The sequence below is a fragment of the Staphylococcus casei genome, from assembly GCF_030294405.1.
In the GTDB taxonomy this organism is placed as follows: domain Bacteria; phylum Bacillota; class Bacilli; order Staphylococcales; family Staphylococcaceae; genus Staphylococcus; species Staphylococcus succinus.
Map to the genome: position 1 here is coordinate 1,870,624 of NZ_CP125718.1, position 26,293 is coordinate 1,896,916.

Here is a 26,293-nt window from a genome sequence, read left to right on the forward strand (position 1 = left end):
ACTTACGCTTTGTTTAATATTATTTATAATCCTAATGTCGCTTTAATTAAAGACGTTGTTTCTCCACCTGGGTAAAACACATATAATAATAAATATACAGCTAAACCCGTAATCGCAGTAAAGAACCAAATAATAGATGCTATAGGTCCAACGAATCTATGCACTTTAAACTTATCTTTAAAGGCTGTAATAATTTGTACTAGCCCTAAAATTCCACCGATTGTTGCTAAATTAATGTGGAACACTAAGAATATCGTATAATAAAGCTTGATTGAATCCGGACCACCAAAAGCAGTATTACCAACAAAAACGGTTCTTGAAGCATAAATGATAAAGAATGAAAGTGCAAAACCAGCTGCCCATAACATTACTTTTTTATGACTTTCAATTTCACGTTTCCAAATTTTGCGCCAACCTATTGCAACAAGGATTGCACTAATAACAATAAAGCTTGTACTGATAGTAGGTAAAATTGGTAAATTCATAAATTCCATCCTTATTATTAATTATTAGAACATTTGGATTAGAGATACGACAACAACGAGCACGAAAAATACAACTAAATAATTTAGTGAATATATAAACATTTTTGTTGCCCATTTAATTTGATCTGACTCTTTTTTAAAGCTTGTTAAGCCCATGTATATCCAACCTAAATTTAATAATGAAGCTAACACAATAAATGTGATACCTAAGTCACTAAGTAAAAATGGTAGTGGTAACAATAACACAAGCCATATAAACATACTCACTCTCGTACGGTTAAAGCCTTTAACCGATGGTAACATTGGTATATTAGCCAACGAGTATTCATCTTCACGCTTAATTGCTAATGCGTAGAAATGAATCGGTTGCCAACAAAAGACTACTAAAAATAGTGCTACTGCAACCAAGCTAACATTCCCTTCAATTGCAGTCCAACCAATTAACGGTGGCACTGCTCCAGGAAAACTACCAATCACTGTATTCCATACTGTATGACGTTTAGACCAGATAGAATAAAACGATACATAACCTACAATACCTATTAAACCAATAACACCAGATGGTATGTTTAATGCAAATAGTAAACCTTCTCCTATTAGCATCATTCCAAAACTTAAAATTAAAAGATTTCTGTTTGAAATTCTTTCATTAACTGTTGGTCTCTGTTGTTTACTTGGCATGATACTGTCAATATCTTGATCGTAGTAATTATTTAAAGCACATGCGCCCCCCATAATTAACGTAGAGCCCACCAACATCATTAAGATTTGCGGTATTGACGAGAGAAAGGAATGATTAGCCAACACAACTGCAAGCCAAGAACCAGCAAATGCGGGAATTAAATTCCCTTGCACAAGTCCCATTTTGATAATTTGCTGTAACTCTTTAAAAGTTACTTGACTTGTATTATGCGACAAAGTTTGTTCTTTGTTCATAATTCCCCTCCTATTTTTTCCATATAACACAATGATATATGAAATTTGTGATATTTACTACATTTATATAAACTAATTTGTGACACTTTAACGACATCGATAAATCGTCATTTTTATGACACAAATAAATCATTATTTATTGTTATAATTATAGTTAAGATTTATTTAATGTTAAACAAGTATGTCTTTTGGGAATTAAACATTACAAATATGAAGGCTTAACTCGCTACAACTGGAGTATTATTTAAAGTCCCAATAGTTTTATTTATAAGTGGGGTGTGAATTATTGTTTAACAAAGGAAACCTAAAATGGTTATCGGTGACAGCAGCATTAATTATGACTTGGGTTCAATTAGGCGGCGCTTTAGTTACAAAGACGGGTTCAGCAGACGGATGTGGTTCTGACTGGCCGCTCTGTCATGGCGCACTTTTACCTCAAAACCTTCCCATTCAAACAATTATCGAATTAAGTCACCGTGCAGTATCTGGCTTATCGCTGATTATTGTCTTATGGTTGGTTATTGTCGCATGGAAACATATTAGCTATATTAAAGAAGTAAAACCTTTATGTATCATTAGTGTAGGTTTCTTACTTCTTCAAGCACTCATAGGTGCTGCCGCTGTAATGTGGCAACAAAATGCTTACGTTTTAGCATTACATTTCGGTATATCTCTTGTCTCATTCTCTTCAGTCTTTGTACTCACATTAATTATTTTTGAAGTTGATCGTAAATACGAAGCAGATGAGTTATTTATTAGAAAGCCGTTAAGAATTTATACTTGGATTATGGCAATCATAGTTTATTTAACTATTTATACAGGCGCTTTAGTTCGACATAAAGAAGCCAGTTTAGCCTATGGTCAATGGCCGTTACCATTCAATGATTTAATACCACATAATGTTGCAGATTGGATCAATTTCACACATAGATGTATGGCATTTATAGCGTTCATTTGGATATTACTTACATTTATTCATGCAGTTAATCATTATCAACATAATCGTACGATTCGATACGGTTACACCGCTGCGTTTATACTAGTCATATTACAAGTAACAACTGGCGCTTTATCTATTATTACTGAAGTGAATTTAGTGATCGCACTATTACATGCTTTGTTCATCACATTATTATTTGGCTTAATCGCTTACTTTATTGTCTTGATGTCACGAACGATAAGGAGCGGTGGATAAACGCATTAAATAGCTATCCAATATTTATCAAAAACGACTAAAGTCTAACTAATTGTAGTCAAAAAGTACACCTCTATTTTTTAACAGAGGTGTACTTTTTTGATTAAAACTTTATAATATTTAACGTCATCTTTTATTAGAGACATATGAACCTTTAATCTCTCAATCATACGATTAATTTAAATTGCAACATAGTGTAAATATAAGAACAATTAGATTAAAAGCCCTATGATACTTTTTTTGCTTACAAAGCAAAATATTTATCAAATCTTTATCTATACAGTCATTCATTAGATCACCTATAAAAATAAGAGATAGCCACTTTTATGAGTAGTGGCTATCTCTTATTGATGAATTCAAATACAAATGCTCGTTTTACCTTATGGCATAGATAATCGCTAATTAATCAACAGGTTCTTTTTCTATTTCTATCAATAAATCACCTGTTTCAATCGCATCACCGCTTTTAACTGTCAGTTTAGTTACTGTTCCATCAAACGGCGCTTGGATTGTTGTCTCCATTTTCATTGCTTCAGTTATTAATAAAGCCTGACCACTTGTGACAGATTCTCCCTCAGAAATTTTCACTTCTGTAACAGAACCTGGCATTTGTGCCCCTATATGATTCGGGTTTAATTTATCTGCTTTCGGTTTAACACTTGCATTGGCTTTAACATTTTCATCTTGAATATAGATACGTCTTGCCTGACCATTCATATCATAGAAAATGGTACGCATACCTTTTTCATCTGGTTCTGTAATTGTTTTTAACGTAATAATCAGTCGTTTTCCTGTATCTATTTCAATTTCAACTGTTTCATTTGAACGCATCCCAAAGAAGAATGTTGGTGTATCTAAGAGTGAAACATTACCAAATTGTTCTTGTGTTGCAATGAACTGTTCATAAACCTTTGGATAAAGTACGTAACTAATAACATCTTGTTCAGTCACTTCACGTTGTTGCTTTTCTTCTAACTCTTTTCTAACTGCCTCAAAATCTACCGGCTCTAAATATTCACCAGGTCTGTCTGTCAGTGCAGTCTGGCCTTTTAAAATAACTTTTTGTAGATCTTTATTAAAACCACTGACAGGTTGACCAATGTCGCCTTTAAAGAAGGAAACCACTGATTCTGGGAAATCTAATTTATGTCCATCATCAATAACCGCTTGTTCATCTAGTTCATTTTGAACCATGTACAGTGCCATGTCTCCTACTATTTTAGATGATGGCGTAACTTTGACTAAATCACCAAACAAGAAATTCACACGTCTATACATATCTTTCACTTCATTAAAGCGATTACCCAATCCTAAGCTTTTAGCTTGTTGTCTTAAGTTTGAATATTGACCACCAGGCATTTCATGTTTATATATTTCCGTATTAGGTGACTTAATATCACTTTCAAAATCACTATAATATTGACGTACAATTCCCCAATAATGAGATAATTCTTCCATGCCATCAATATCAGCGCGCATATTTCTATCAAACCCATTTAATGCATAATATAATGCATTACCACTAGGTTGGCTTGTTAATCCACTCATTGAGGCTACTGCAGTATCAATGACATCGACACCTGCATCTATCGCCTCTTTATATATCATTAATCCATTTCCACTTGTATCATGCGTGTGCAAATGGATTGGTAAATCTACAGCTGCTTTTAATTCTCCAATTAATTCATAGGCTGCTTTAGGTTTTAATAAACCTGCCATATCTTTAATCGCTAAAATATGGAATCCTTCTTTTTCAAGCGTTTTGGCCATATTTACATAATATTCTAATGTATAAATATCTGAACGTTTAGGATTTAAGATATCACCTGTGTAGCAAATTGTACCTTCTGAAATCTTCCCTGCTTCTTGTACTGCCTCATTCGCAACTTTCATTTGATCTATCCAGTTTAATGAGTCGAAAATACGGAAAACATCGATACCTGCATCAGCACTTTCTTGCACAAACTTTTTAATGACATTATCAGGATAGTTCTTATAACCTACTGCATTAGAAGCACGTAATAACATTTGGAATAAAACATTTGGAATTTCTTTTCTAAGTCTTTCTAATCTTTCCCAAGGGTTTTCTTTCAAGAAATTGTAAGCAACGTCAAATGTAGCTCCACCCCATAATTCTAAAGAAAAGTTATCCTGCATCACTTCAGCTGTTTTAGAAGCAATATTCATCATATCTTTTGTACGTACACGTGTAGCCAGTAAAGATTGATGTGCATCTCTAAATGTTGTATCCGTGATTAGTACATCTTCCTGTTGTTTTAACCATGCTGCAACTGCTTGAGGTCCTTTTTCATCTAATAATTGTTTCGTTCCTTGAAGATTAGCTATCTCTTTTTTTGATACTACTGGTATCGGCGAAGTCTCATATATTGGTTTTGGACGCTTCTCAACGTTTGGAAAACCGTTAATTGAAACGTTACCAATATATTCTAACGTTTTAGTACCACGGTCTAAAGTGGGTTGAATATCAAATAGTTCTGGTGTCTTCTCGATAAATTTCGTTGTATAATCCCCAGTTTTAAATTGAGGATGTCTTATCACATTAATTAAGAATGGCACATTGGTTTTCACACCACGAATTCTCATCTCTTGTAATGAACGATCCATTTTTTCTTCTGCTTGTTTAAATGACATGCCATGTGTGGAAAGTTTGACAAGTAACGAATCATAATATGGTGAAATCTCGGCGCCTTGGAAACCATCTCCAGCATCTAATCTCACACCAAAACCACCACTTGAACGGTATGCTATAATTCTTCCAGAATCTGGCATGAAATCATTTGTAGGATCTTCAGTCGTAATACGGCACTGAATTGCGTAACCTAAAGTTTGAATATCTTGTTGTTGAGGCATTGAAATTTCTTTATCAAATAGATTTTCTCCATCCGCTACAAGAATTTGTGTTTTAACAATATCTACGCCAGTTATCATTTCAGTAATGGTATGTTCTACTTGAACACGTGGATTGACTTCAATGAAATAATAGTCATCTCCAGATACTAAAAATTCAACAGTACCAGCATTTACATACTCAATCTTTTCCATTAGCTGAATTGCTGAATCACATATGCTTTCTCTTAAATCATCAGTAAGTGCCACTGATGGTGCAACTTCAACTACTTTTTGATGACGACGTTGTACAGAACAGTCTCTTTCATATAAATGAACAATATTTCCATGCTCGTCTCCAATCACCTGAACTTCTATATGCTTTGGATTATCGATATATTTTTCAATGTATACTTCACTATTACCAAAGGATTTCTCAGCTTCAGACTTAGCACGATGGAATGCCTCTTCTAATTCACCTTCTGAGTGGACAATACGCATACCTTTACCGCCACCACCACTTGTAGCTTTAATCATCAGTGGATATCCTGCTTCATTGGCAAATGCAATTGCCGCTTCTTGACTATCAATTGGACCATCCGTGCCTGGAATAACAGTCAAGTCTGCTTTAATTGCTGTTGCTCTTGCCTTAACTTTATCTCCAAACATATCTAAATGTTCAACACGTGGACCAATAAATTTAATGCCTTCTTCACTACATCTACGTGCAAATGTTTCATTTTCACTTAAAAATCCATAACCAGGATGTATCGCATCTACGCCTGCACGTTTTGCTACATCTAGAATACGTTCTATATTTAAATAGGACTCTGCCGGCCCTAAGTCTTTTCCTACTAAGTATGATTCATCAGCTTTATATCTATGTAAAGACCCCTTATCTTCATTTGAATATATCGCAACTGTATTAATATTCAACTCAGTTGCAGCCCTAAAAATCCTTATTGCTATTTCTCCACGATTGGCTACTAAAAGTTTGTTTATTTTATTCACACCATGGTCCCCCTTAAATTTTTGAATTTTCTAAAAAGTTAGTTATGAAAATCATTATATCAAAATACGAACAATGTATACAGTAAAAAATATAAGACAAAGTCGCTATGCAATGTAGAAACAGTTTATTTATTAATGAAGCATACATAGCTACAGTACATCAAATTAAAGTCTTAATTCCTTACTATTAGCATGTTCAAAGTAATTGTATCACAATCGCATCATAATAAAAAGTTATTGTTTATGATAAGTTTTTATTATTACTTTTCCGAAAAATACTAAGTATTTCAAAATTCTGGCACAATAAAATAAAAATAAGCAAACGTTTTCAACAATAATCTGTTGTAACGTTTGCTTTTAATATATAGTTAATATTCTATTTTAAAATATCATTCATAGACACTAATGTATTTAATACTTTTTAGCTATATCCACACGGCTTTGATTTTTACGTGTTTTTTTCTTTCTTAATTCTTCTATTTTAATTTGTTTAGCTGTGATAAGCAACAAGCCCATTGCAATACTTAAACTTATCATTGAAGAGCCACCGAAACTAATGAATGGTAAAGGTACCCCTGTTAATGGGATAGTACCGGAAATTCCACCTAAGTTTACAAATGTCTGGCTACCTATATAACTTGCTATACCTACACACACTAATTTATAGAAGTAAGAATTCGTTTTATTCGCAAGTTCGAAAGCTCTGTAAACGATGAAAAATAATAAACAAATAACAAAAAGACCACCTAATAAGCCTAATTCCTCACAAATAATTGAAAAAATGAAATCTGTATGCGGTTCTGGTAAATAACCTAATTTCATAATGCTATTACCTAATCCTCGACCAAACAGACCGCCATTTCCAATTGCAATGAGTGAATTAGAAATATGATAACCTGTGCCTGATTCTTGACTAAATGGGTTCGTTAATGTACTAAAACGCGCTGTTAAATAGTCTGGAACCAGTCCTAATAGTAAGAATAGTCCTCCAATAAGTGCTGCACCTATAATAATCATCAAACCATATCTAAGTGATTTTTGTACACCTATCCCCGCATAAAATAGAATTGAAAAGAAAATGATTAATATTAGCAACGTTTGTCCAATATCTCTTTGTAAAAATACAAGCCCTATACAAAATGAAGCTAAAATAATTGGAGACATTAACAATTTCGGTTCTTTAAACACCTTAGGTCGTTTCTTTTCTATCATATATGGAATATACAACAATATTGCGATTTTCAATAATTCAGATGCTTGTAAATTCATGAATCCTAAATTAATCCAACTTTTTGAACCATTAATGTTACTACCTACAATTAATGTAGCTCCTAGTAACACAATTATTCCAGTCATCATCCACTTTTGAAATTGTGTTGATGCTAAAAATTTCACATTCATGAAAAATGCCATAAAAAAGACGAGAGATAAACTCATAATTACATACATCAACTGTCTGGTATAAAAATAAGTTCCAGATACAGCTACACCACCTGTCAATGTACCCTTTGTGGCTGCAACCATACTTGCACTATAAACCATTACCAAACCAATGAGACATAATAATAAATATGTAATTACTAACGGATAGTCGATAAATTTAGCATTTCTACCAATGTATCGAAAAAATTGCTTTATGTTATTCATTTGACATATCATCCAATTCTAATTATTAATATCTTTACTATTTGCTAGATCTTGACGCTTAAACCTACATATTTAGTAATGTTTAAATTATTCATTTGACATTAAGTCTGTATTAAAAAATAATAAATTGCGCTTTTTCCATTATATCAACATTACAATATTATCTCGAGCAAATATAACACAAAGTTTAATATTTTAATTACTCACCACTTAAAAGTATATTTAAAACAAGAAAAGTGACTGCGGTCCAATCAATAAAATATTGATATCCCAGTCACTTCTCATATGTTTATGTAGTTTTAAATACTACAATAGCTTTTGTATATTTTTAAATTTGGACTATTAACGGATCTAGTCACATACGCACTATTAACCCAATTAAACATTTGTAAATGCATCATGCAATTTAGAAAGTTCTTTTTCTAAACGAAGCATTAAACCTTTGCCCGTTTCACTGTCTACTAAACCAAGTTCAACTGCAAAATCAACTTCTTTCTGCAATCCAAACATTTGAGTATCGAGTACTTCTTCATATAATGGGCATTGAGGTAATGTAAGATTATCCATTTGCACTTTAATAAGTTGGAGAATCCTATCAGCATCTTTATTCAACTGGTCATATGCCGCACTGTTTAACTTTTGATTCTTTACCATGACATACTCCCCCTATCAATTGTAACTTTATAAATAAAAGTGTATCTCACTGAATACTAAAAAGCAAGAGAATTCAGAAATATACTAAATACTGTCATATGTGATAAAATTGTATTTAAACAAATTTTATCTCAACAGTATTTATTACTTTATTTCAAAAACTTCTCAACCTTGATAAGAAAGCTTTTTTATACAAGGTCATTTTTAACTAATTAGACATGACTTTAAAGTAAATCACCTTTTTAATTATAATAGACACAAAAAATTCATGATTTGGCTTAACATTATTTTTCTGAGATAATTTTTATAATAAAGTACTATAAATATCTGTAGATATTTAAATAGGAGTGGGATTATGATTCAAATTAAGGGCGCTGTTAAATTTCCAATTACTTTAGATAGTACAACTTGGATTTTCGACGATCGCAAAGTACAAATTGAAGACTTAGAGAATGGTGTTTTTGATGGCACAAAACCAATTGCTTTTGATGATAATCGCGAATGGAATCGTGCTATTTTAGAAGGTCAAACAAATCCACCAACACTAAATTCTGAAATTAAGTATAAGAAACGTGCAGTATTGGAAAATTCTTTTGTCATTAATATGACTCCCTTTTTCAAAAATGCTGAATTACAAGATACAGCATCTGCAATTCGTTTATTTAATCATGAAGCATCAATTGAGGTACCTATTGATTTATTACCATATTTGTTTTTCCAATTTGCTAAAGATGGCAAGAGATTATATGATGACAATGCGGTTGATAGCTTTGTCTATATTCCTGATGAAGGTTATTCATATCAATTTAAGTATGTTACCCATATCGAGGTGATTTAAGATGCGAAAAGTGCAATGTATTATCTGTGATACCGAAGTATTTATTGATGAAAATACATTAGAAGCTAAAAGATTAAAAAACGATCCAATGCATACTTTTATGTGCGATGAGTGTAAAAGTAGACTCGATACACCTAAACATCGCAATCAAACATCGACATATAATCATCGTTAAAGTAGACTCAATAATAATTCCAAATCTAGTCTGAGAGATGGATATACTGTTAGTCGGTTTCAAAAAACAAAAGACAAACCCAACGTTATTGTTTAGCATTGGGTTTGTCTTTTGTTTTTAAAATCTAAACTTTGATTACTCGTCGGCACCTTTTAAATGAACACAATACTTCATGAATAGTGATTTAGGATTACTTCTATCGTAAATCAAGAAATGAAAAATACTGAATGCGACAAGTATGGCAAGTACAAAGAAACTGTCGACAAAGTCTAAAACTTCATCGACAGTTTGAAATAAATTTTACGATTTAACACCATAAAATTGCTTTTTATTCAAATCATACCAATTGTATTATTCGTCTTCTTGCATCATTTGTTTAACACGTTTTGATTCTTTCTCACGTGCTGATTTTTCTAAAATTGTTTTTCTAATACGAATATTTTCTGGTGTAGCTTCTACAAGTTCGTCGTCATTTATAAATTGTAACGCTTCTTCTAAAGTTAATACTCTAGGACGTTTCATAGTTACCGTTTGGTCTTTATTTGCAGAACGTACGTTTGTTTGGTTCTTTTCTTTTGTGACGTTAACTGTTAAGTCATTTTCACGATTATGTTCACCAACAACCATACCTTCATATACTTCTGTACCAGGTTCCATGAAGTTTATTCCACGATCTTCTAAGCCCATGATAGCATATGAACTTGCTTTACCTTGATCTAATGATACTAAAGCACCATTTCTTCTACCACCAATACGTCCTTTAACACGAGGTCTAAACTCTTCAAATGTATGGTTGATAATACCATAACCACGCGTTTGTGACATGAATTCAGTAGTATAACCGATTAAGCCACGTGCTGGTACCATAAAGATAATACGTGTTAAGCCATTATCAGTAGTTACCATATCAACCATTTCACCTTTACGTTGGCCTAATGATTCGATAACCGCACCTGTATATTCTTGAGGTACTTCACATTGTACACGTTCAAATGGTTCACATTTAACGCCATCAATTTCTCTTAAAATAACTTGAGGTTTAGAAACTTGTAATTCAAAACCTTCACGTCTCATGTTTTCAATTAAGATTGATAAGTGTAATTCGCCACGACCTGCAACAATCCATTTATCTGGTGATTCAGTTTGTGTAACTTTTAATGACACATCAGTCTCTAATTGTTGATCTAAACGTTCTTGAATTTGACGAGAAGTTACATAATCACCTTCACGTCCAGCAAAAGGAGAATTGTTTACTCTGAAAGTCATTTCTAATGTTGGTTCATCTATTCTTAATACTGGTAAAGCCTCTTGATTATCAGTAGGTGTTACTGTTTCACCAACGTTGATATCTTCCATTCCAGATACAGCAATTAAATCACCAGCATACGCTTCATTAACTTCTTCACGTTTTAAACCGAAGAAACCAAAGATTTTTGTTACACGGAAGTTTTTAACTGTTCCGTCTAATTTAATCAATGATACACTGTCTCCTACACGCATTGTTCCTCTGAACACACGTCCTACACCAATACGTCCTAAATAATCACTATAATCTAGTAACGCGATTTGGAATTGTAATGGTTCATCTCTATTATCAACAGGAGCAGGAACATAATCAATAATTGTTTCATATAATGCCTGCATGTTTTCGTCTTGTTTTTCCGCGTCTAAACTTGCTGTACCATTAACAGCTGAAGCATAAACTACTGGGAAATCTAATTGCTCATCGTTCGCTTCTAATTCGATAAATAAGTCTAATACTTCGTCAACTACGCCTTCTGGTCTAGCTTCTGGTTTATCAATTTTATTAACTACGACTACTGGTTTTAAATTTTGCTCTAATGCTTTTTTCAATACAAAACGTGTTTGAGGCATTGTACCTTCATATGCATCAACTACTAAGACAACACCGTCAACCATTTTCATGATACGTTCTACTTCTCCGCCAAAGTCAGCGTGTCCTGGTGTATCTAAAATATTAATGCGATTATCTTTATAATTAACTGCTGTGTTTTTAGCAAGGATTGTGATACCACGTTCTCTCTCTATATCATTTGAATCCATTGCTCTTTCATCTACGTGCTCGTTCTCACGGAAAATTCCTGATTGTTTTAATAATTCATCTACAAGTGTCGTTTTACCATGGTCAACGTGAGCGATGATTGCTATATTACGAACATCTTCTCTAATTTTAGTCATTTTATACAATTTCCTTTCTCGAGTAAATTCCCACTTCTCTTTGCAACTTTTTTATTATATCATATAATTGGTTAAAGAAAACTATAAAGGTGTGGTCGGGATGCAACAAAAAAAATCAAAGTCAATATTTTGGGTACTCGCTATAATAGCCATTTTATTTTTACTATTATTTAGTTTTAGTCTAGCTGCAACTAACGTTCCAATGATGATTTTAACACTTATATTGTTCATTGCAACATTTGGTTGCGGTTTCACATTAAAAAAGAAATATCGTGAAAATGATTGGCTTTAAATCAGTACTTTTTTCATAAATAATTTTTAAAAGCGTCTTACTCTATAAACACGAGTAAGACGCTTTTTTTAGCCTATTTGAAAATCGCTAATCCCTATGCTTTAATCTTTGTTGTAACAATTCTATGATTTCAATATTTTTTTCAAAATGATTACTTATTAATTCCGAGTGAAGTTGCTTATTTGCCATAACAATGGAACTAGGTTCATAAATTGATAATGTATCCCCCATTAAATTAGTCCCTTTACCACCAACTTCATTCAGGATAATCAGTCCACCTGCAAAATCCCAAGGTTGTAACCTTGGTGTGATATATCCTGCCAACTTACCTGTTGCTACATAAACAATTTCCAATGCTGCAGAACCATAAGCGCGTGCACTCCTCGCTTCATCAACAATGGGTTTAAATATTTCTCCTAACCTTGGTTTGGTTAACCAATTGGGATTTATACCTATAATACTTGTTTTTAAAGGGGTCGAAGGAATATCTGGTATTGGATGTTCATTTTCATATGCACCTTCACCTGCTTTAGCATGGTATAGAACATCATTCATCACATCATACACAAATCCTGCATATGGTTTTCCTTCATTATATATACCAATGGATATTGCAAAGTTTTCTTTTTGATGTACAAAGTTCAATGTGCCATCGATAGGGTCTACTACCCAAACTACACCTTGTTCATCTACTAGGTCATGTCCATGTCCTTCTTCACCAATAACTAAATGATTCGGATATGTCTTCATTATATTATCAAATATATATTTTTCAGTAGCTTTATCTACATTAGTTACTAAATCATTAGGATTTGATTTTGTTTCTATTTCTATGTCTTGTTTCATTATTTTTTTAACATTATTTCCCGCTTCTAATATCAGACCTTTAGCAAATTCATAAACAGTCATTGTATCAGCTCCTTAGTCTCTTTATATTATACATTATTTATTGTTCTAAAAGGTGTTGAATAACTTACCTAATATCCATTTTTAATATGTATAGAATTTAAATTAAATTGTTTAATTCATTAATATATCTTTGTATACCCTATTATACTTACCTTCACACGCTAATCATATGCTCAGTCAAAGTCGATGAGCGTAAGAACATATTATGCTACAATACAAACAAATATATTGAATATAGGAGGTCCATATGACTAAGTACACATTTAAACCTAATGATTTTAAAGCTTTTACAGTAGATGGTCTTGACGCACGCATGGAAGCATTGAATGAACACGTTCGACCACAATTAAATGCATTAGGCGCGTATTTCACTCAATTTTTAGAAACAACAACCGGCGAAACATTTTATGCACATGTTGCTAAACATGCTCGTCGAAGTGTAAACCCACCCAAAGACACATGGGTTGCATTTGCTACTAATAATCGTGGTTACAAAATGCTTCCCCACTTCCAAATAGGGTTATTTGAAGATCAATTATTTGTAATGTATGGTGTAATGCATGAAGCTAAAGATAAGGCTCAACGTGTCGATGTATTTACTGACCAATTTGAAACATTAAAAAACTTACCAAAAGATTATAGTGTAAGTTTAGACCATATGAGTCAAGAAAAAACTTACATACATGAAATGTCTGATGAAGATTTAAATAAGGCTATAACACGTGTAAAACAAGTTAAAAAAGGTGAGTTTTTTGTTGCGCGCACATTAACGCCTCATAGCGAACAGTTAAAAAGCGATAAATCATTCTTACATTTCTTAGAAGAAACATTTGAACAATTATTAAAATTTTATAGATAACTTTCTATCAATATGGTGTAAAAGCACGGAGCCAAAATTTAACTTTAGCTCCGTGCTTTAAATTTGTCCTTTTTTGATTACTCAACTAGATAAGTTGATCATCAAATTAATATATATAAGGATCGTTGTCTTTTTTCTTTTTCATTTCTGTATCAGGGTTTACTTCCGCGTGTTGTTGTTTCTGACTAAACTCATTTTGTTGATTCGGCTTTAGATCATTATGCTTTTTGTCATTTTTTCTACTAAACAGCATGATAGCAACTATCAACCATAAGACAAGTGCAATGATATTAGCAGTAAATATACCTATTAAACCAGCTACAATGAATAAGCATGCAGATAATACCTTGTGTTTATTTATTAAAATTGTTGCTATAATACCTAATATTGTAGAAATAAGTAAGATGCCACCTTGGAACATTGCAGTAGCTTTAAATGCTTCTGAGGATATCTCTACGCCATTTTGTTGATTCATTTCATTATACATTTCTACAAATTGCGGGTTGTTTATTAAAAATAAGCCTATTACTAAAAATAATAAATATATTAAACTTAGTCCATTTGCAATCCATGCAATAATGCGTTCTGCTTTTCTCTTCATCGTCATCCTCCTCTTTTATATTTTAATACTATCATAGCAAAATTATTAAAGTTTAAAAATTATCTTGTGCTATTTAGATACGTCATCTATTAAATCAAGCCTACTTTGTTTACTTAAATGTGATAATACATGCTTTCACAATCTTAGTTTTAGGTTGACCTAACAAATTATTTGGAGTAATCTAGGGAATATTGAAGATACATTTAGGCGGTGATTTTTTGACACAACAAACAAACAATAAACATAAAAGTATGGATGAAATCAATAATACGGTTTCTGTGAATGCTAACGGTAAATTCAGCCAAAAATCACTTTCCTTTTTAGGCCCTGGGCTATTAGTAGCAGTAGGATATATGGACCCAGGTAATTGGATTACTTCCATGCAAGGTGGCGCACAATTTGGTTATATTTTGCTATTCGTAATTTTACTATCTAGTTTATCTGCAATGCTATTACAAAGTATGACAGTAAGATTAGGCATAGCAACAGGTATGGACTTAGCGCAAGCAACCAAACACTATTTGAATAAACCGCTTGCGTTTATATTTTGGATTATAGCAGAGCTTGCAATTATCGCTACAGACATTGCTGAAGTTATCGGAAGCGCTATTGCCTTAGATTTACTATTTGATATTCCATTATTAATAGGTGCATTGATTACAGTACTCGATGTTTTCTTATTATTATTTATTATGCGTTTTGGATTTAGAAAAATTGAAGCTATTGTCGGAACATTAATTTTTACCGTACTCGTTATTTTTATATTCGAAGTATTTATAGCTTCACCAGAAGTAAATGATATAATGAATGGCTTTATACCACACCAGACAATTATTACAGATAATAGTGCCCTATTTATAGCATTAGGTATTATTGGTGCGACAATTATGCCACATAACCTATATTTACACTCTTCTATCGTACAATCTAGAATGTATGATAGAAATAGTATAAAATCAAAAGCACAAGCTATTAAATTTGCCACTCTCGATTCGAATATTCAACTATCTATCGCATTTGTTATCAACTGTTTGTTGCTTGTGTTAGGTGCCGCGTTATTTTACGGCGTAAATACGGAACAACTCGGTGGTTTTTATGATTTATACAATGCGTTGTTGCATCAACCTGTTATAGGCGCTTCTATGGGTGCAGTGATGAGTACATTATTTGCAATAGCATTGCTTGCCTCCGGACAAAATTCAACAATAACTGGTACAATGGCAGGACAAATAGTCATGGAAGGGTTTATAAATCTTAAAATACCCAATTGGTTACGTAGACTAATAACAAGAGTCATTGCTATATTACCTATTATTTTATGCTTAATTATATTTCATGGTAATGAAGCTAAAATGGAACAACTATTAGTATTCTCTCAAGTATTTTTAAGTTTAGCATTACCCTTTTCATTAATTCCATTACAACTAGCAACTAATGATTATCGTTTAATGGGCTCGTTTAAAAATAAAAATTGGATTAATACCATTTCGTGGATTTTAATTATTATTTTAAGTATTTTAAATATCTATTTAATTATTCAAACCTTTCAAGACTTATAACAATATAAAAATGCCGATGACATCATATCATCGGCATTTTTTATTTAAGATTTATCTTTTGTGTGATTTTCTGATGTCGAGGACTTTTCATTGGCCTCTTGATCTTCATCATCATGTGAAGTTACTTTTTTACGTTCTTCAAAATTCATTCTACGTTGATTTACAGCACTAGGTCGTTGTTTGCGTTTTTCTTTCTCGCGTTGTCTACGTTCTTTTTTCTCTTGCTTAATACGTGCTTTTTCTTCTGCTTTCTCTTGTTTCAATCTTGCAGCTTCTTCTGCTTGTTCTTGTTTGAGGCGTTGTTGTGCTTCATATTCTGCTTGTTTACGTTGTGCCTCTTCTTCTGCAAGTTGTTGGTTGTATCTTTCAGTTTCTGCTCTTTCACGTTCTGCTTGTTCATTCATTGCATCATTTTGTTGATGCTGCATTTCATCTTCTACAGGTTTACCTTTTTCATCATAAATACTACTTACCTGACCAAACTCATCATCAGGACTTTGCTGTCCATCTTGATTTTCATGGTGCTTTTTGTTTTTATAGTTGTATTTAGCCTGTCTTGAAAGTATTTTCGGTTCTTCATCTGATGCATCTTTTTCTGTATTTACTTTTTCGGCAATTTCAGAACTATAACCACCTCTTCTGAGTTGATTATCTTTGTTTGTTTGTTGTTCTACGTCAGAAGTTTGTTGTCTGTCATCATTTTGAGGCTCCACAATACCTTGAGGTTTTGTAAATCCTTGATGTTGCTCATAATCTGTATAATGTCCTTGATTCCCTTCTGCATAATATGCAGGTACGGTTTCTACTTTTTCTTTACGCGCAAACATCATGATTGCAATTATTAAAAATAGAATAGGGATAATCAATGTTACAAACAGTAACACTAACGGCAAAGTAACTAAAGTAGCTACTAAGAATAAGAATCCAGATAAAACTCTTATATTCATTGAAATTAATGCTAAAAATGAAATTAATAGACAAATGATCAGATATACTATAACTGCCCATACACCATTTTGTAACCATATTACAAACTGAGTTGTATTTAGACTATTATTAGCTAAAATTTGCTGTACAAAATCATTTCCATTCAATGAAGTTTCTAAATTTTGTATTGATGTGTCACTACTAAAAGATACTAGTGCAATAAACATCGTAATAATGGTAAGTAAAAGTAAGAATATCCAACTCAACCAACCTAATACTTTTTCTGCTAGTCGACTCACCGGACGCCTAACTTGAGTATATTGCTCTCCTGACATGTATTTACAACTCCTTATATTGCTTGTCAAACTATTATATCGAATTAACAGTAAAATAACTACTAACTACGATTTATTTTAATGACATTTTAAAATTTAAAAATCTTTCGTTATATTCGCTTAATGTTTCTTTACCTAAGTCTTTATAAACTTCTAATTTAGATTGTGTTTCTTGAGATGGATAGAAACGTTCATCATTTTTAACATTTTCCGGCAATTGCGCTCTTGCGACTTTATTAGGTGTTGCATAGCCTACCCACTCTGTATTTTGCTTATTAATTTTTGCATCTAATAGAAAATTCATAAACTTATATGCGCCTTCTTTGTTTTGTGCTGTTTTTGGTATGACCATGTTATCAAACCATAGGTTAGAACCTTCTTTAGGAACCACATAATCAAATTCATCACTCTCTTGAACAATAGGTGCCGCTACCCCACTCCAAACAACTGCGATGTTTGCTTCATGTTGCTCTAACATCATTGTAATTTCATCACCTACTACACCTTTAACATTTGGACTTAAGCGTGTTAAATTTTTCTCTGCTTTTTCTAAATGTTGTTTATCGGTATCATTTAAACTATAACCTAATTTGTTAAGTGATAATCCTATTATTTCTCTAGCACCATCTACTAATAAGACATCATCATTATATTTTTTATTGTAAAGGCTTTGCCATGAGTTAAAAGTATCGTTTGGATATATATTTTTATTATATACAATCCCTACAGTACCAAAAAAATAGGGCACTGAATATCGATTTCCTTTATCAAATGGCATATTCATATAATCAGAATCCAGATTTTTCATATTAGGAATTTTTTCATGGTTAATAGGTAATAATAACTTTTCATGTTTCATTTTTTCTACTGTATACTCACTTGGAAAAGCCACATCATAATGTGTACCACCATTACGGATTTTGGCTTCCATTGCTTCGTTAGAATCAAATGTTTCATAAACAACTTCTATACCAGTTTCTTTTTGGAATTTTTTAATTAAATCAGGGTCTATATATTCTCCCCAGTTATATACATAGATTTTTTCACCACTTGAAGAGTGATTTTTCGCAGTAAATTTTTGGCTTATAAATAAACATATCAATCCTACAGCAATTGAAACTATAATTAATTGTAAAAAGCGCTTCATCGTTGTATACCTCGCTTCAGGAGTCGTTTATGCTTCATCGTATTTTGAATTACATAATAACCGCATACCCCAATCATAATGGCTACGAATAATATGGTTGATATGGCGTTAATTTCCATACTAATCCCTTTTCTAGCCATAGCATATACTTCAACAGATAATACACTAAAGCCATTTCCAGTAACAAAGAAACTAACAGTAAAATCATCTAACGAATAAGTTAATGCCATAAAAAAGCCACCTAAAATTGCGGGCATTAATTGTGGTAACATGACTTTATTCAATAATTGCATCTCTGTAGCTCCTAAATCACGAGCTGCATCTAGTGTATGCCCATTCATTTCATAAAGTTTGGGCAAGACAATAATGACTACAATAGGAATACAAAAAGCGATGTGAGAAATAAGTACTGTCATAAACCCAAGGCCTAATCCAGTAAAATGTCCTATTGCTGTGAACATAATTAAAAATGAAGCACCAATCACGACATCTGAGGATACCATCAAAACATTATTTAACGTTAAAAGCGAAACTTTTAACTTTTTATCTTTTAAATGATATAAACCTATGGCCCCCATTGTTCCGATGACTGTGGCAAACGCTGCAGCTAACAAAGCCACTGCAATCGTATTAAAAATAACAGACATCAAACGATCATTACTAAATAACGATTGATAATGTTCTAAAGTGAATCCCTCAAAATGAATCATATTACCAGCAGAATTAAATGAATATACCATTAAAAATAATATTGGAATATACAATATTGCAGTTAAACTGAAGATATATAGCTTGCCATACCATTTCATTAGATTCACCCTTTTCCATTCGAAGATTTAGTATTAGTGATGATTAGAACAAGTGCCATAAAGACGATTAAGCATAGTGCAATCGTTGAACCCATACCATAATTTTGAATAACTAGAAATTGCTCTTCGATAGCTGTACCTATATTAATCACTTTATTACCAGCAATCAATCTTGTAATCATAAAGAGTGACAAAGCAGGAATAAATGTAACTTGTATACCTGTTAACACACCTTGCTTAGTAAGTGGTAATATCACTTTTCTAAAAGTTGTAAATGGATTCGCCCCTAAATCATTCGATGCTTGTATTATATTATTAGGAATAGCTTTCATACTATTGAAAATGGGTAAAATCATAAATGGTATATAAATATAGCTAGCAACTAATAAAAATGCTGGTGCAGTAAATAATAAATCAGTTTTAGGCAAATGAAGCATGCTTAAGATTTGATTAATAATACCATCATGACTTAACAAACCTATAAATGCATAGGTCTTGAGTAGTAAATTAATCCACGTAGGAATTATTAATATAAGTAACCATAGGTTTTGATACTTAGATGACTTAATGAAATAAGCAGCTGGATAACTTATTAATAATGTAATGATTGTTATTGCAGCAGCAAACATGATAGAGTCCCAAAACATTTGGAAATACTTAAATGAAATAATTTTCTTATAATTTTCAAGACTTAAATGGCCATGCAAATCAAACATTGAAAAATAAATGAGTAGAATCACTGGTATGATGATAAATAAAATCATCCATAACAAATAAGGAATGAATAAAAAATTATTAATTTTACGCATGATCTATTTCCTCATAACTTTCAATGCGTTTATCAAATTCTTTTTCTGTTTCTCCAGGCACCATGATATGAATCGCTTCTGGTTCAAAATATAAACCGACTTTACTGCCTACTTCAGCTTTTTTAGTTGAGTGTATCATCCACTCATATCCTTTTCTGTCTATACAATTGATTTCATAATGTACGCCTCGAAACAGCATCGCATCTACAGTCACTTCAAATAAGCCTTCGCGCGCATCGGTTAATGTAATATCTTCTGGTCTGATTACAACTTCGACATGTTGGTTTTCTGGGATACCCATATCCACACATTCAAAATCTTGACCGTAGATATTCACTAAATAATCATTTACCATTTGTCCTTCTACGATATTAGATTCACCAATAAAGTCAGCAACAAATCGATTCACAGGTTCGTCATAGATATCTGTAGGTGAACCAAATTGTTGAATTTTACCATCTTTCATTACAAAAATATAATCACTTAGTGCTAAGGCTTCTTCTTGATCATGTGTAACAAAGATGAATGTAATGCCTAATCTTGATTGAATATCTCTAAGTTCATACTGCATTTCTGTTCGTAGTTTCAAATCCAATGCAGATAGCGACTCATCTAGTAATAGTATTTCTGGTTCATTAACAATAGCACGTGCGATTGCTACACGTTGTTTTTGACCACCACTCATTTCTTCAATTGTTCTATACTCATAACCATTTAATTTCACAAGTTTTAATGCTTCTTGAACTTTTTGTTTAATTTTGACTTTACTCATTTTCTTTAATTTCAATCCAAATGCGATATTGTCATATACATTAAGATGTGGAAATAGTGCATAATCTTGGAACACTGTATTAACTTTTCGTTTGTTTGCAGGCATATGCTTTATAGATTTATTTTGATAAATAATGTCACCATTATCTATTTGTTCAAATCCTGCAATGAGCTTTAATATCGTTGTTTTGCCACAGCCAGACGGTCCAAGCAAAGTATAAAAATGGCCTGATTCAATATCAATGTCTATCTTGTCCAAAATTTGTAAATCATCATAACTTTTACTCACTGATTTGAATGATAAGATTGGCTCCATTTATTTGTCCTCCTATAAATATGATGCAGTTGCAACTATCATGACTCTAACTTCATCTTGAGTCGGGTTATATAATCTATGTATTTGATTTGCTTTAAAATATAATGCATCACCTGTCTCTGCGCGATAAGTCTTATCACCTAGCATCAAAGATACATTGCCTTTTAAACAGTAAATAAACGTATCAGATTCTGAAGGTTTAAAATCTTTATAAGACGCATTGGCTTTTAACGTTAGTAAAAGTGGCTCCATCTCTAATTCATTTGATTGTGTCACTGGCCATTGCAATATATAACCTTTGTCGTATTCATCATAAGTAATTTGCGACGCTTTCTTATATAATACCTTTTCATCTATCTGTGATTTAAAAAAATCACTTGGATGCGTTCCTAAAACCTCTAGTATATTTAAAAAAGTCTCCATACTCGGAGATGCGTGTGTACTTTCTATTTGTGATATATAACCTTTGGATAAATCTGTACGTTCAGCAAGTTCTTCTTGAGTTAAATTTTTGATACGTCTTAAATTTTTAATTTTTTTACCTATATCCATTTCGTCACCTATATCTCTTTACTCCATAACGTTTGGTCATAGCAAAGTTTATTTTTAATTAGTTACAAATTTTTACTTTAGCTCAAAATAAAAAAGCTATATTCAGTTTACTTTTATCAAACATTTTGTTTAATGCTTAATAAAAATATCAAAATATAGCTTATATGACAATAGTTATTTTTAATTTGAACTAAAATATTTTTGATCTGATGAGCCTTTGACTGCTTGTACTGCCTTGTAACTATTATAACCGCTGCTTTTTTCAAATTCTTTAAAGATTTGCTTTTCTTCTGCTTTACTGGGAACAATCGCTTTAAATTGTTTATAGCGTTCTAATAATGTTTCCCCTTCAACTTTAGACTCATAAAATGATTCTATTGCATTGAAAAAAGATACAACCTGCATCATTTCATCATTTGACCAATCTAAATCAATAGGATATTGATATTCCATAAACAAACATGCCACCTTTTCATAATTAAATCATAAATTACAATAGCCAACGCAAATAGGCTACTCTATTATTTAAAAAAATAGCCACCAGTATAAAAACTAGTGGCTATTTCTTATGTGTTGTATGTGTATTACAACAATATACTTACATAGTGTGGATTGGTAATCCTAATGCTTTTTCAGCTGCTTCCATAGACATTTCACCTAAAGTTGGGTGTGCGTGGATAGTTAATGCTAAATCTTCAGCATTCATACCAGCTTCAATAGCTAAACCTAATTCAGAAATAATATCAGAAGCGCCAGCACCAACTACTTGTGCTCCTACTAATGTATTATCTTCTTTAAGTGTTAACAATTTAACAAAACCATTAGTATCATCTAATGATAATGCACGACCATTAGCTGCATAAGGGAATTTAGAAGCAGTAACTGCTAATCCTTCTTCTTTAGCTTGCTCTTCAGTGTAACCAACTTGTGCAAGTTCTGGTTCAGTGAAACATACAGCTGGCATACCGATGTAATCAACTTCTGATGCTTCACCAGCAATTACTTCAGCAGCAACTTTAGCTTCATAGCTTGCTTTGTGCGCAAGTGGTAAACCTGGAACAATATCACCAATTGCAAAGATATTTTCAGCAGAAGTACGGCTTTGTTTGTCTACTTCTAACAATCCACGATCTGCGAATTTAAGACCTAATTCTTCTAAGCCTAATTCATCAGTATTTGGACGACGACCTACAGTAACTAATACGTAATCAGCATCGATTGTTTGCTCTTCACCTTTTACTTCATAAGTTACTTTAACGCCATTTTCTGTTTCTTCAGCAGATTTTGCCATTGCTTCAGTAACAATTTCAACGCCTTTTTCTTTCATACCTTTTTTAACAGGTTGTGTCATTTGTTTTTCGAAACCGCCTAAAATATCTTTAGCGCCTTCTAAAATAGTAACTTCAGAACCAAAGTTAGCAAAAGCAGTTCCAAGTTCAGAACCGATATATCCGCCACCAACAACTACTAATTTACCAGGAACTTCTTGTAAGTTTAAAGCGCCTGTAGAATCAATTACACGGCTACCAAACTTGAAGTTAGGGATTTCGATTGGTCTTGAACCAGTCGCAATAATTGCATTTTTGAAGTTATACGTTTGAGCACTTTTCTCATCCATAACACGTAAGCTATTGTTATCAACAAAGTAAGCTTCGCCTTTAACGATTTCAACTTTATTACCTTTTAATAGTCCTTCAACCCCACCAGTTAATTTACTAACAACTGATTGTTTGAATTCTTGAACTTTATCAAATTTAAGTGAAACACTTTCAGCAATAACACCTAGGTTTTCTGAGTTTTTAGTTTCATTAAAACGGTGTGAAGCGTGTAATAAAGCTTTAGAAGGAATACAGCCTACGTTTAAACATACGCCACCTAATTCGCCTTTTTCAACGATTGTTACTTTTTGACCTAACTGTGCTGCACGAATTGCTGCAACATAGCCTCCTGGTCCTGCTCCGATTACAATAGTGTCTGTTTCAATTGGGAAATCTCCAACTACCATGTTTTACCCCTCCATTAATAATAATTCTGGATTATTCAATAATCGTTTGATATGGTTCATAGCATTTTGTCCAGTAGCACCATCAATTTGTCTGTGGTCAAAACTTAATGACAATGATAATACTGGAGCTGCTACGATTTCTCCATCTTTAACAATTGGTTTTTGTGCAATACGGCCAATACCTAAGATAGCAACTTCTGGGTGATTGATAACTGGAGTAAACCATTGTCCACCAGCTGAACCAATATTACTAATTGTACATGTAGCGTCTTTCATTTCGTCTGAAGTTAATTTACCATCACGTGCTTTTACAGCAAGTTCATTAATTTCATCAGAAATACTAAAGATAGATTTACGATCCGCGTGTTTAACTACAGGTACTAATAGTCCTCTATCAGTATCCGCTGCGATACCAATATTCCAGTAGTGTTTATGAACAATTTCGCCAGCGTCTTCATTGAATGAAGTATTAAGTGCTGGGTATTTTTTCAATGCTGAAACTAATGCTTTAACTACATAAGGTAAGAAAGTTAATTTAGTACCTTGCTCAGCTGCAACTTCTTTGAATTTTTTACGGTGATCCCATAATTCTTGAACATCAATTTCATCCATTAATGTTACGTGAGGCGCAGTGTGTTTAGAGTTAACCATAGCTTTAGCAATTGCTTTACGCATTGCAGGTATTTTTTCTGTTGTTTCTGGGAACTCACCTTCAGTTGAAACTGGTGCTGATTGTGCAGTATTTGAAGTTTCTTCACTTACTGCTTCAGAAGTACTTTCATTAGAAGCTGCTTGTCCACCACCATTTAAGTAAGCGTCTACATCTTCTTTTGTTGTACGTCCATTTTTACCTGAAGCTACAACAGCTTTAATATTAACGCCATTGTCACGAGCATATTTACGTACAGACGGCATAGCTTTAACACGTTTACTTTCATCTACTTCTTCAGTTGATGATTGTGCAGGTGTTGCTGCTTCAGTGCTTTCTTCTGCTGGCGCTTCTTCGCTAGCTGATTCGTCACTTTCACTACCTTTAAATTGCATATCTTCTGCATCTGGTGCATCAATTTTAATAATTGTATCACCAACAACTGCTACAGTACCTTCATCTACTAATACTTCTTCGATCGTACCAGCAACAGGAGATGGAATTTCTACAACTGATTTGTCATTCTGTACTTCTGCTAAAACATCGTCTTCTTCGATTTGATCTCCAGCTTTAACAAACCATTTTACTATTTCACCTTCGTGGATACCTTCACCAATATCGGGTAATTTAAATTCAAATGCCACGTTATTATCCTCCTAGAAATTCATATTAAGTCAAAAATTAGAAAATGAGGATGGGACGAATATCTCATGCCCTCATACTATATATAAACTCGAATGAAGTAGGTCAAACGAATTTTCGTATTTCCTACTTCATCAAGGTTATAATTAAAATTCTAATGTTTCTTTCGCTTTTTCAATAATATCGTTTTTGTTTGGTAACCAAACATTTTCAGCTTGTGTAAACGGATAGATTGTATCAGCTGCTGCAACACGTGCGATTGGTGCTTCTAATGAAAGAATTGAACGTTCAGCTAATTCTGCTGCAACCGTTGCACCAACGCCAGCTTGACGTTGCGCTTCTTGAACAACTACTACACGGCCAGTTTTTTCAACTGAAGCCACAAGTGTGTCGATATCGATTGGTTGTACAGTACGTAAATCAATAACTTCTACTGAATAACCTTCTTTTTCTAACTCTTCTGCAGCTTTTAATGATTCTTGAACCATTGCGCCATAAGCAATAAGAGTTATATCATTACCTTCTTGTTTTACGCTAGCTTTACCGATTTCGATTGTGTACTCTTCTTCTGGTACTTCATCACGGAAAGAACGATATAATTTCATGTGCTCTAAGTAAACAACTGGGTCGTTACTTCTGATTGCTGAAATTAATAAGCCTTTTGCGTCATAAGGATTAGAAGGAATTACAACATGTAATCCAGGTGATTGAGCTAAAATACCTTCTAAGTTATCCGCGTGTAATTCTGGTGTATGAACACCGCCACCGAATGGCGCGCGAATTGTCACTGGTGCTTGTTTTGAGTTACCAGAACGGAAACGTGTACGTGCAATTTGACCTGCAACAGAGTCGAATACTTCAAATACAAATCCTAAGAATTGGATTTCCATAACTGGACGGTATCCTTCAGTAGTTAAACCTAAAGCTAAACCACCAATCCCAGATTCAGCTAATGGCGTATCGAATACACGATCTTCACCGAATTCTTTTTGTAACCCTTCAGTTACACGGAATACACCGCCGTTAACACCCACGTCTTCACCGAAAAGTAAAACATTTTCATCGTTTTGTAATTCAGTTTTCAACGCGTTGTTAATTGCTTGAACCATTGTCATTTGTGCCAT

General features: G+C 32.9%; 24 protein-coding genes. 6 read left to right on the forward strand and 18 right to left on the reverse strand.

The genetic code is table 11. From position 1 onward, the window contains the following. Positions 1 to 23 precede the first annotated feature (23 nt). Complete coding sequence (locus tag QMO72_RS09040) at positions 24 to 485, reverse strand: DUF420 domain-containing protein (RefSeq protein ID WP_046836126.1); 462 nt, start codon at positions 483 to 485, stop codon at positions 24 to 26. 24 nt (positions 486 to 509) lie between these two features. Next, complete coding sequence (gene cyoE / locus QMO72_RS09045; RefSeq protein WP_103267917.1) at positions 510 to 1,421, reverse strand: heme o synthase; 912 nt, start codon at positions 1,419 to 1,421, stop codon at positions 510 to 512. A 286-nt stretch (positions 1,422 to 1,707) separates the two neighbouring features. Between cyoE and QMO72_RS09050 the strand changes: the two genes are divergently transcribed. Continuing rightward, positions 1,708 to 2,616: a COX15/CtaA family protein gene (locus QMO72_RS09050; RefSeq protein ID WP_103267918.1), complete on the forward strand. Its 909-nt coding sequence runs from the start codon at positions 1,708 to 1,710 to the stop codon at positions 2,614 to 2,616. 402 nt (positions 2,617 to 3,018) lie between these two features. Here QMO72_RS09050 and QMO72_RS09055 read toward each other — a convergent pair whose 3' ends face one another. From QMO72_RS09055 to QMO72_RS09065, 3 genes are all read right to left on the reverse strand, one after another. Further along, positions 3,019 to 6,474, reverse strand: a complete 3,456-nt coding sequence (locus tag QMO72_RS09055) for a pyruvate carboxylase (protein ID WP_103267919.1) — start codon at positions 6,472 to 6,474, stop codon at positions 3,019 to 3,021. Positions 6,475 to 6,885: 411 nt separating this feature from the next. After that, positions 6,886 to 8,121: a cell division peptidoglycan polymerase FtsW gene (gene ftsW / locus QMO72_RS09060; protein ID WP_107553442.1), complete on the reverse strand. Its 1,236-nt coding sequence runs from the start codon at positions 8,119 to 8,121 to the stop codon at positions 6,886 to 6,888. A gap of 378 nt (positions 8,122 to 8,499) precedes the next feature. Further along, complete coding sequence (locus QMO72_RS09065) at positions 8,500 to 8,775, reverse strand: Fpa/YlaN family protein (protein WP_046836121.1); 276 nt, start codon at positions 8,773 to 8,775, stop codon at positions 8,500 to 8,502. Between the two features lie 355 nt (positions 8,776 to 9,130). Here QMO72_RS09065 and QMO72_RS09070 point away from each other — a divergent pair, with 355 nt between their 5' ends. Next, positions 9,131 to 9,613, forward strand: a complete 483-nt coding sequence (locus tag QMO72_RS09070) for a hypothetical protein (protein WP_046836120.1) — start codon at positions 9,131 to 9,133, stop codon at positions 9,611 to 9,613. Between the two features lies 1 nt (position 9,614). After that, complete coding sequence (locus tag QMO72_RS09075; protein ID WP_073504691.1) at positions 9,615 to 9,788, forward strand: DUF2197 domain-containing protein; 174 nt, start codon at positions 9,615 to 9,617, stop codon at positions 9,786 to 9,788. 351 nt (positions 9,789 to 10,139) lie between these two features. On the opposite strand, the gene typA is transcribed toward QMO72_RS09075, so the two are convergent. Continuing rightward, a complete protein-coding gene (typA, locus tag QMO72_RS09080) occupies positions 10,140 to 11,987 on the reverse strand; it encodes a translational GTPase TypA (RefSeq protein WP_103267920.1) in 1,848 nt (615 codons plus the stop codon). Positions 11,988 to 12,087: 100 nt separating this feature from the next. Here typA and QMO72_RS09085 point away from each other — a divergent pair, with 100 nt between their 5' ends. Beyond that, positions 12,088 to 12,279 (forward strand): DUF5325 family protein, encoded by a 192-nt coding sequence (locus QMO72_RS09085; RefSeq protein ID WP_046836118.1) that lies wholly within the window; start codon positions 12,088 to 12,090, stop codon positions 12,277 to 12,279. An 87-nt stretch (positions 12,280 to 12,366) separates the two neighbouring features. Here the strand turns inward: QMO72_RS09085 and QMO72_RS09090 are convergent, their stop codons facing one another. Then, the gene (locus tag QMO72_RS09090; RefSeq protein ID WP_103267921.1) at positions 12,367 to 13,188 is read right to left on the reverse strand and encodes an inositol monophosphatase family protein; all 822 of its coding nucleotides are present in this window, start codon (positions 13,186 to 13,188) and stop codon (positions 12,367 to 12,369) included. 247 nt (positions 13,189 to 13,435) lie between these two features. On the opposite strand from QMO72_RS09090, the gene QMO72_RS09095 reads away from it, so the two are divergent. Then, positions 13,436 to 14,047 carry a YktB family protein gene (locus tag QMO72_RS09095; RefSeq protein ID WP_103267922.1) on the forward strand — a complete coding sequence of 204 codons (612 nt, stop codon included), beginning with the start codon at positions 13,436 to 13,438 and terminating at the stop codon, positions 14,045 to 14,047. Between the two features lie 106 nt (positions 14,048 to 14,153). Here QMO72_RS09095 and QMO72_RS09100 read toward each other — a convergent pair whose 3' ends face one another. Then, positions 14,154 to 14,648 carry a DUF4064 domain-containing protein gene (locus QMO72_RS09100; protein WP_103267923.1) on the reverse strand — a complete coding sequence of 165 codons (495 nt, stop codon included), beginning with the start codon at positions 14,646 to 14,648 and terminating at the stop codon, positions 14,154 to 14,156. A 218-nt stretch (positions 14,649 to 14,866) separates the two neighbouring features. On the opposite strand from QMO72_RS09100, the gene QMO72_RS09105 reads away from it, so the two are divergent. Further along, positions 14,867 to 16,207, forward strand: a complete 1,341-nt coding sequence (locus tag QMO72_RS09105; RefSeq protein WP_103267924.1) for an Nramp family divalent metal transporter — start codon at positions 14,867 to 14,869, stop codon at positions 16,205 to 16,207. Between the two features lie 44 nt (positions 16,208 to 16,251). Here QMO72_RS09105 and auxB read toward each other — a convergent pair whose 3' ends face one another. From auxB to QMO72_RS09155, 10 genes are all read right to left on the reverse strand, one after another. Continuing rightward, on the reverse strand, positions 16,252 to 17,469 hold the full coding sequence (gene auxB / locus QMO72_RS09110) for a lipoteichoic acid stability factor AuxB (RefSeq protein ID WP_103267925.1): 1,218 nt from the start codon (positions 17,467 to 17,469) through the stop codon (positions 16,252 to 16,254). A gap of 73 nt (positions 17,470 to 17,542) precedes the next feature. Then, positions 17,543 to 18,616 carry an ABC transporter substrate-binding protein gene (locus QMO72_RS09115; protein WP_103267926.1) on the reverse strand — a complete coding sequence of 358 codons (1,074 nt, stop codon included), beginning with the start codon at positions 18,614 to 18,616 and terminating at the stop codon, positions 17,543 to 17,545. Beyond that, complete coding sequence (locus QMO72_RS09120) at positions 18,613 to 19,425, reverse strand: ABC transporter permease (RefSeq protein WP_103267927.1); 813 nt, start codon at positions 19,423 to 19,425, stop codon at positions 18,613 to 18,615. Before QMO72_RS09120 ends, QMO72_RS09115 begins: the two co-directional genes overlap by 4 nt. A 5-nt stretch (positions 19,426 to 19,430) precedes the next feature. Then, entirely contained in the window at positions 19,431 to 20,234 is an 804-nt protein-coding gene (locus QMO72_RS09125; protein ID WP_103267928.1) for an ABC transporter permease, read from the reverse strand. Then, positions 20,227 to 21,321, reverse strand: a complete 1,095-nt coding sequence (locus tag QMO72_RS09130) for an ABC transporter ATP-binding protein (RefSeq protein WP_103267929.1) — start codon at positions 21,319 to 21,321, stop codon at positions 20,227 to 20,229. Before QMO72_RS09130 ends, QMO72_RS09125 begins: the two co-directional genes overlap by 8 nt. Positions 21,322 to 21,333: 12 nt before the next feature. Beyond that, positions 21,334 to 21,873 carry a helix-turn-helix domain-containing protein gene (locus tag QMO72_RS09135; protein WP_103267930.1) on the reverse strand — a complete coding sequence of 180 codons (540 nt, stop codon included), beginning with the start codon at positions 21,871 to 21,873 and terminating at the stop codon, positions 21,334 to 21,336. Positions 21,874 to 22,053: 180 nt separating this feature from the next. Next, positions 22,054 to 22,326 (reverse strand): UPF0223 family protein, encoded by a 273-nt coding sequence (locus QMO72_RS09140; RefSeq protein ID WP_286093173.1) that lies wholly within the window; start codon positions 22,324 to 22,326, stop codon positions 22,054 to 22,056. 145 nt (positions 22,327 to 22,471) lie between these two features. After that, the gene (gene lpdA / locus QMO72_RS09145) at positions 22,472 to 23,878 is read right to left on the reverse strand and encodes a dihydrolipoyl dehydrogenase (RefSeq protein ID WP_063410194.1); all 1,407 of its coding nucleotides are present in this window, start codon (positions 23,876 to 23,878) and stop codon (positions 22,472 to 22,474) included. 3 nt (positions 23,879 to 23,881) lie between these two features. Then, entirely contained in the window at positions 23,882 to 25,171 is a 1,290-nt protein-coding gene (locus QMO72_RS09150; RefSeq protein WP_103267932.1) for a dihydrolipoamide acetyltransferase family protein, read from the reverse strand. A 144-nt stretch (positions 25,172 to 25,315) separates the two neighbouring features. Then, the gene (locus tag QMO72_RS09155; protein ID WP_069824367.1) at positions 25,316 to 26,293 is read right to left on the reverse strand and encodes an alpha-ketoacid dehydrogenase subunit beta; all 978 of its coding nucleotides are present in this window, start codon (positions 26,291 to 26,293) and stop codon (positions 25,316 to 25,318) included.

Coding starts and splice junctions, on each gene's coding strand:
- QMO72_RS09090 (WP_103267921.1), bottom strand. CDS start 13,188: ATGACTGTTTATGAATTTGCTAAAGGTCTGATATTAGAAGCGGGAAAT.
- QMO72_RS09075 (WP_073504691.1), top strand. CDS start 9,615: ATGCGAAAAGTGCAATGTATTATCTGTGATACCGAAGTATTTATTGAT.
- QMO72_RS09155 (WP_069824367.1), bottom strand. CDS start 26,293: ATGGCACAAATGACAATGGTTCAAGCAATTAACAACGCGTTGAAAACT.
- ftsW (WP_107553442.1), bottom strand. CDS start 8,121: ATGAATAACATAAAGCAATTTTTTCGATACATTGGTAGAAATGCTAAA.
- lpdA (WP_063410194.1), bottom strand. CDS start 23,878: ATGGTAGTTGGAGATTTCCCAATTGAAACAGACACTATTGTAATCGGA.
- QMO72_RS09065 (WP_046836121.1), bottom strand. CDS start 8,775: ATGGTAAAGAATCAAAAGTTAAACAGTGCGGCATATGACCAGTTGAAT.
- QMO72_RS09130 (WP_103267929.1), bottom strand. CDS start 21,321: ATGGAGCCAATCTTATCATTCAAATCAGTGAGTAAAAGTTATGATGAT.
- typA (WP_103267920.1), bottom strand. CDS start 11,987: ATGACTAAAATTAGAGAAGATGTTCGTAATATAGCAATCATCGCTCAC.
- QMO72_RS09040 (WP_046836126.1), bottom strand. CDS start 485: ATGAATTTACCAATTTTACCTACTATCAGTACAAGCTTTATTGTTATT.
- QMO72_RS09125 (WP_103267928.1), bottom strand. CDS start 20,234: ATGCGTAAAATTAATAATTTTTTATTCATTCCTTATTTGTTATGGATG.
- QMO72_RS09120 (WP_103267927.1), bottom strand. CDS start 19,425: ATGAAATGGTATGGCAAGCTATATATCTTCAGTTTAACTGCAATATTG.
- QMO72_RS09085 (WP_046836118.1), top strand. CDS start 12,088: ATGCAACAAAAAAAATCAAAGTCAATATTTTGGGTACTCGCTATAATA.
- cyoE (WP_103267917.1), bottom strand. CDS start 1,421: ATGAACAAAGAACAAACTTTGTCGCATAATACAAGTCAAGTAACTTTT.
- QMO72_RS09100 (WP_103267923.1), bottom strand. CDS start 14,648: ATGAAGAGAAAAGCAGAACGCATTATTGCATGGATTGCAAATGGACTA.
- QMO72_RS09140 (WP_286093173.1), bottom strand. CDS start 22,326: ATGGAATATCAATATCCTATTGATTTAGATTGGTCAAATGATGAAATG.
- QMO72_RS09115 (WP_103267926.1), bottom strand. CDS start 18,616: ATGAAGCGCTTTTTACAATTAATTATAGTTTCAATTGCTGTAGGATTG.
- QMO72_RS09095 (WP_103267922.1), top strand. CDS start 13,436: ATGACTAAGTACACATTTAAACCTAATGATTTTAAAGCTTTTACAGTA.
- auxB (WP_103267925.1), bottom strand. CDS start 17,469: ATGTCAGGAGAGCAATATACTCAAGTTAGGCGTCCGGTGAGTCGACTA.
- QMO72_RS09135 (WP_103267930.1), bottom strand. CDS start 21,873: ATGGATATAGGTAAAAAAATTAAAAATTTAAGACGTATCAAAAATTTA.
- QMO72_RS09070 (WP_046836120.1), top strand. CDS start 9,131: ATGATTCAAATTAAGGGCGCTGTTAAATTTCCAATTACTTTAGATAGT.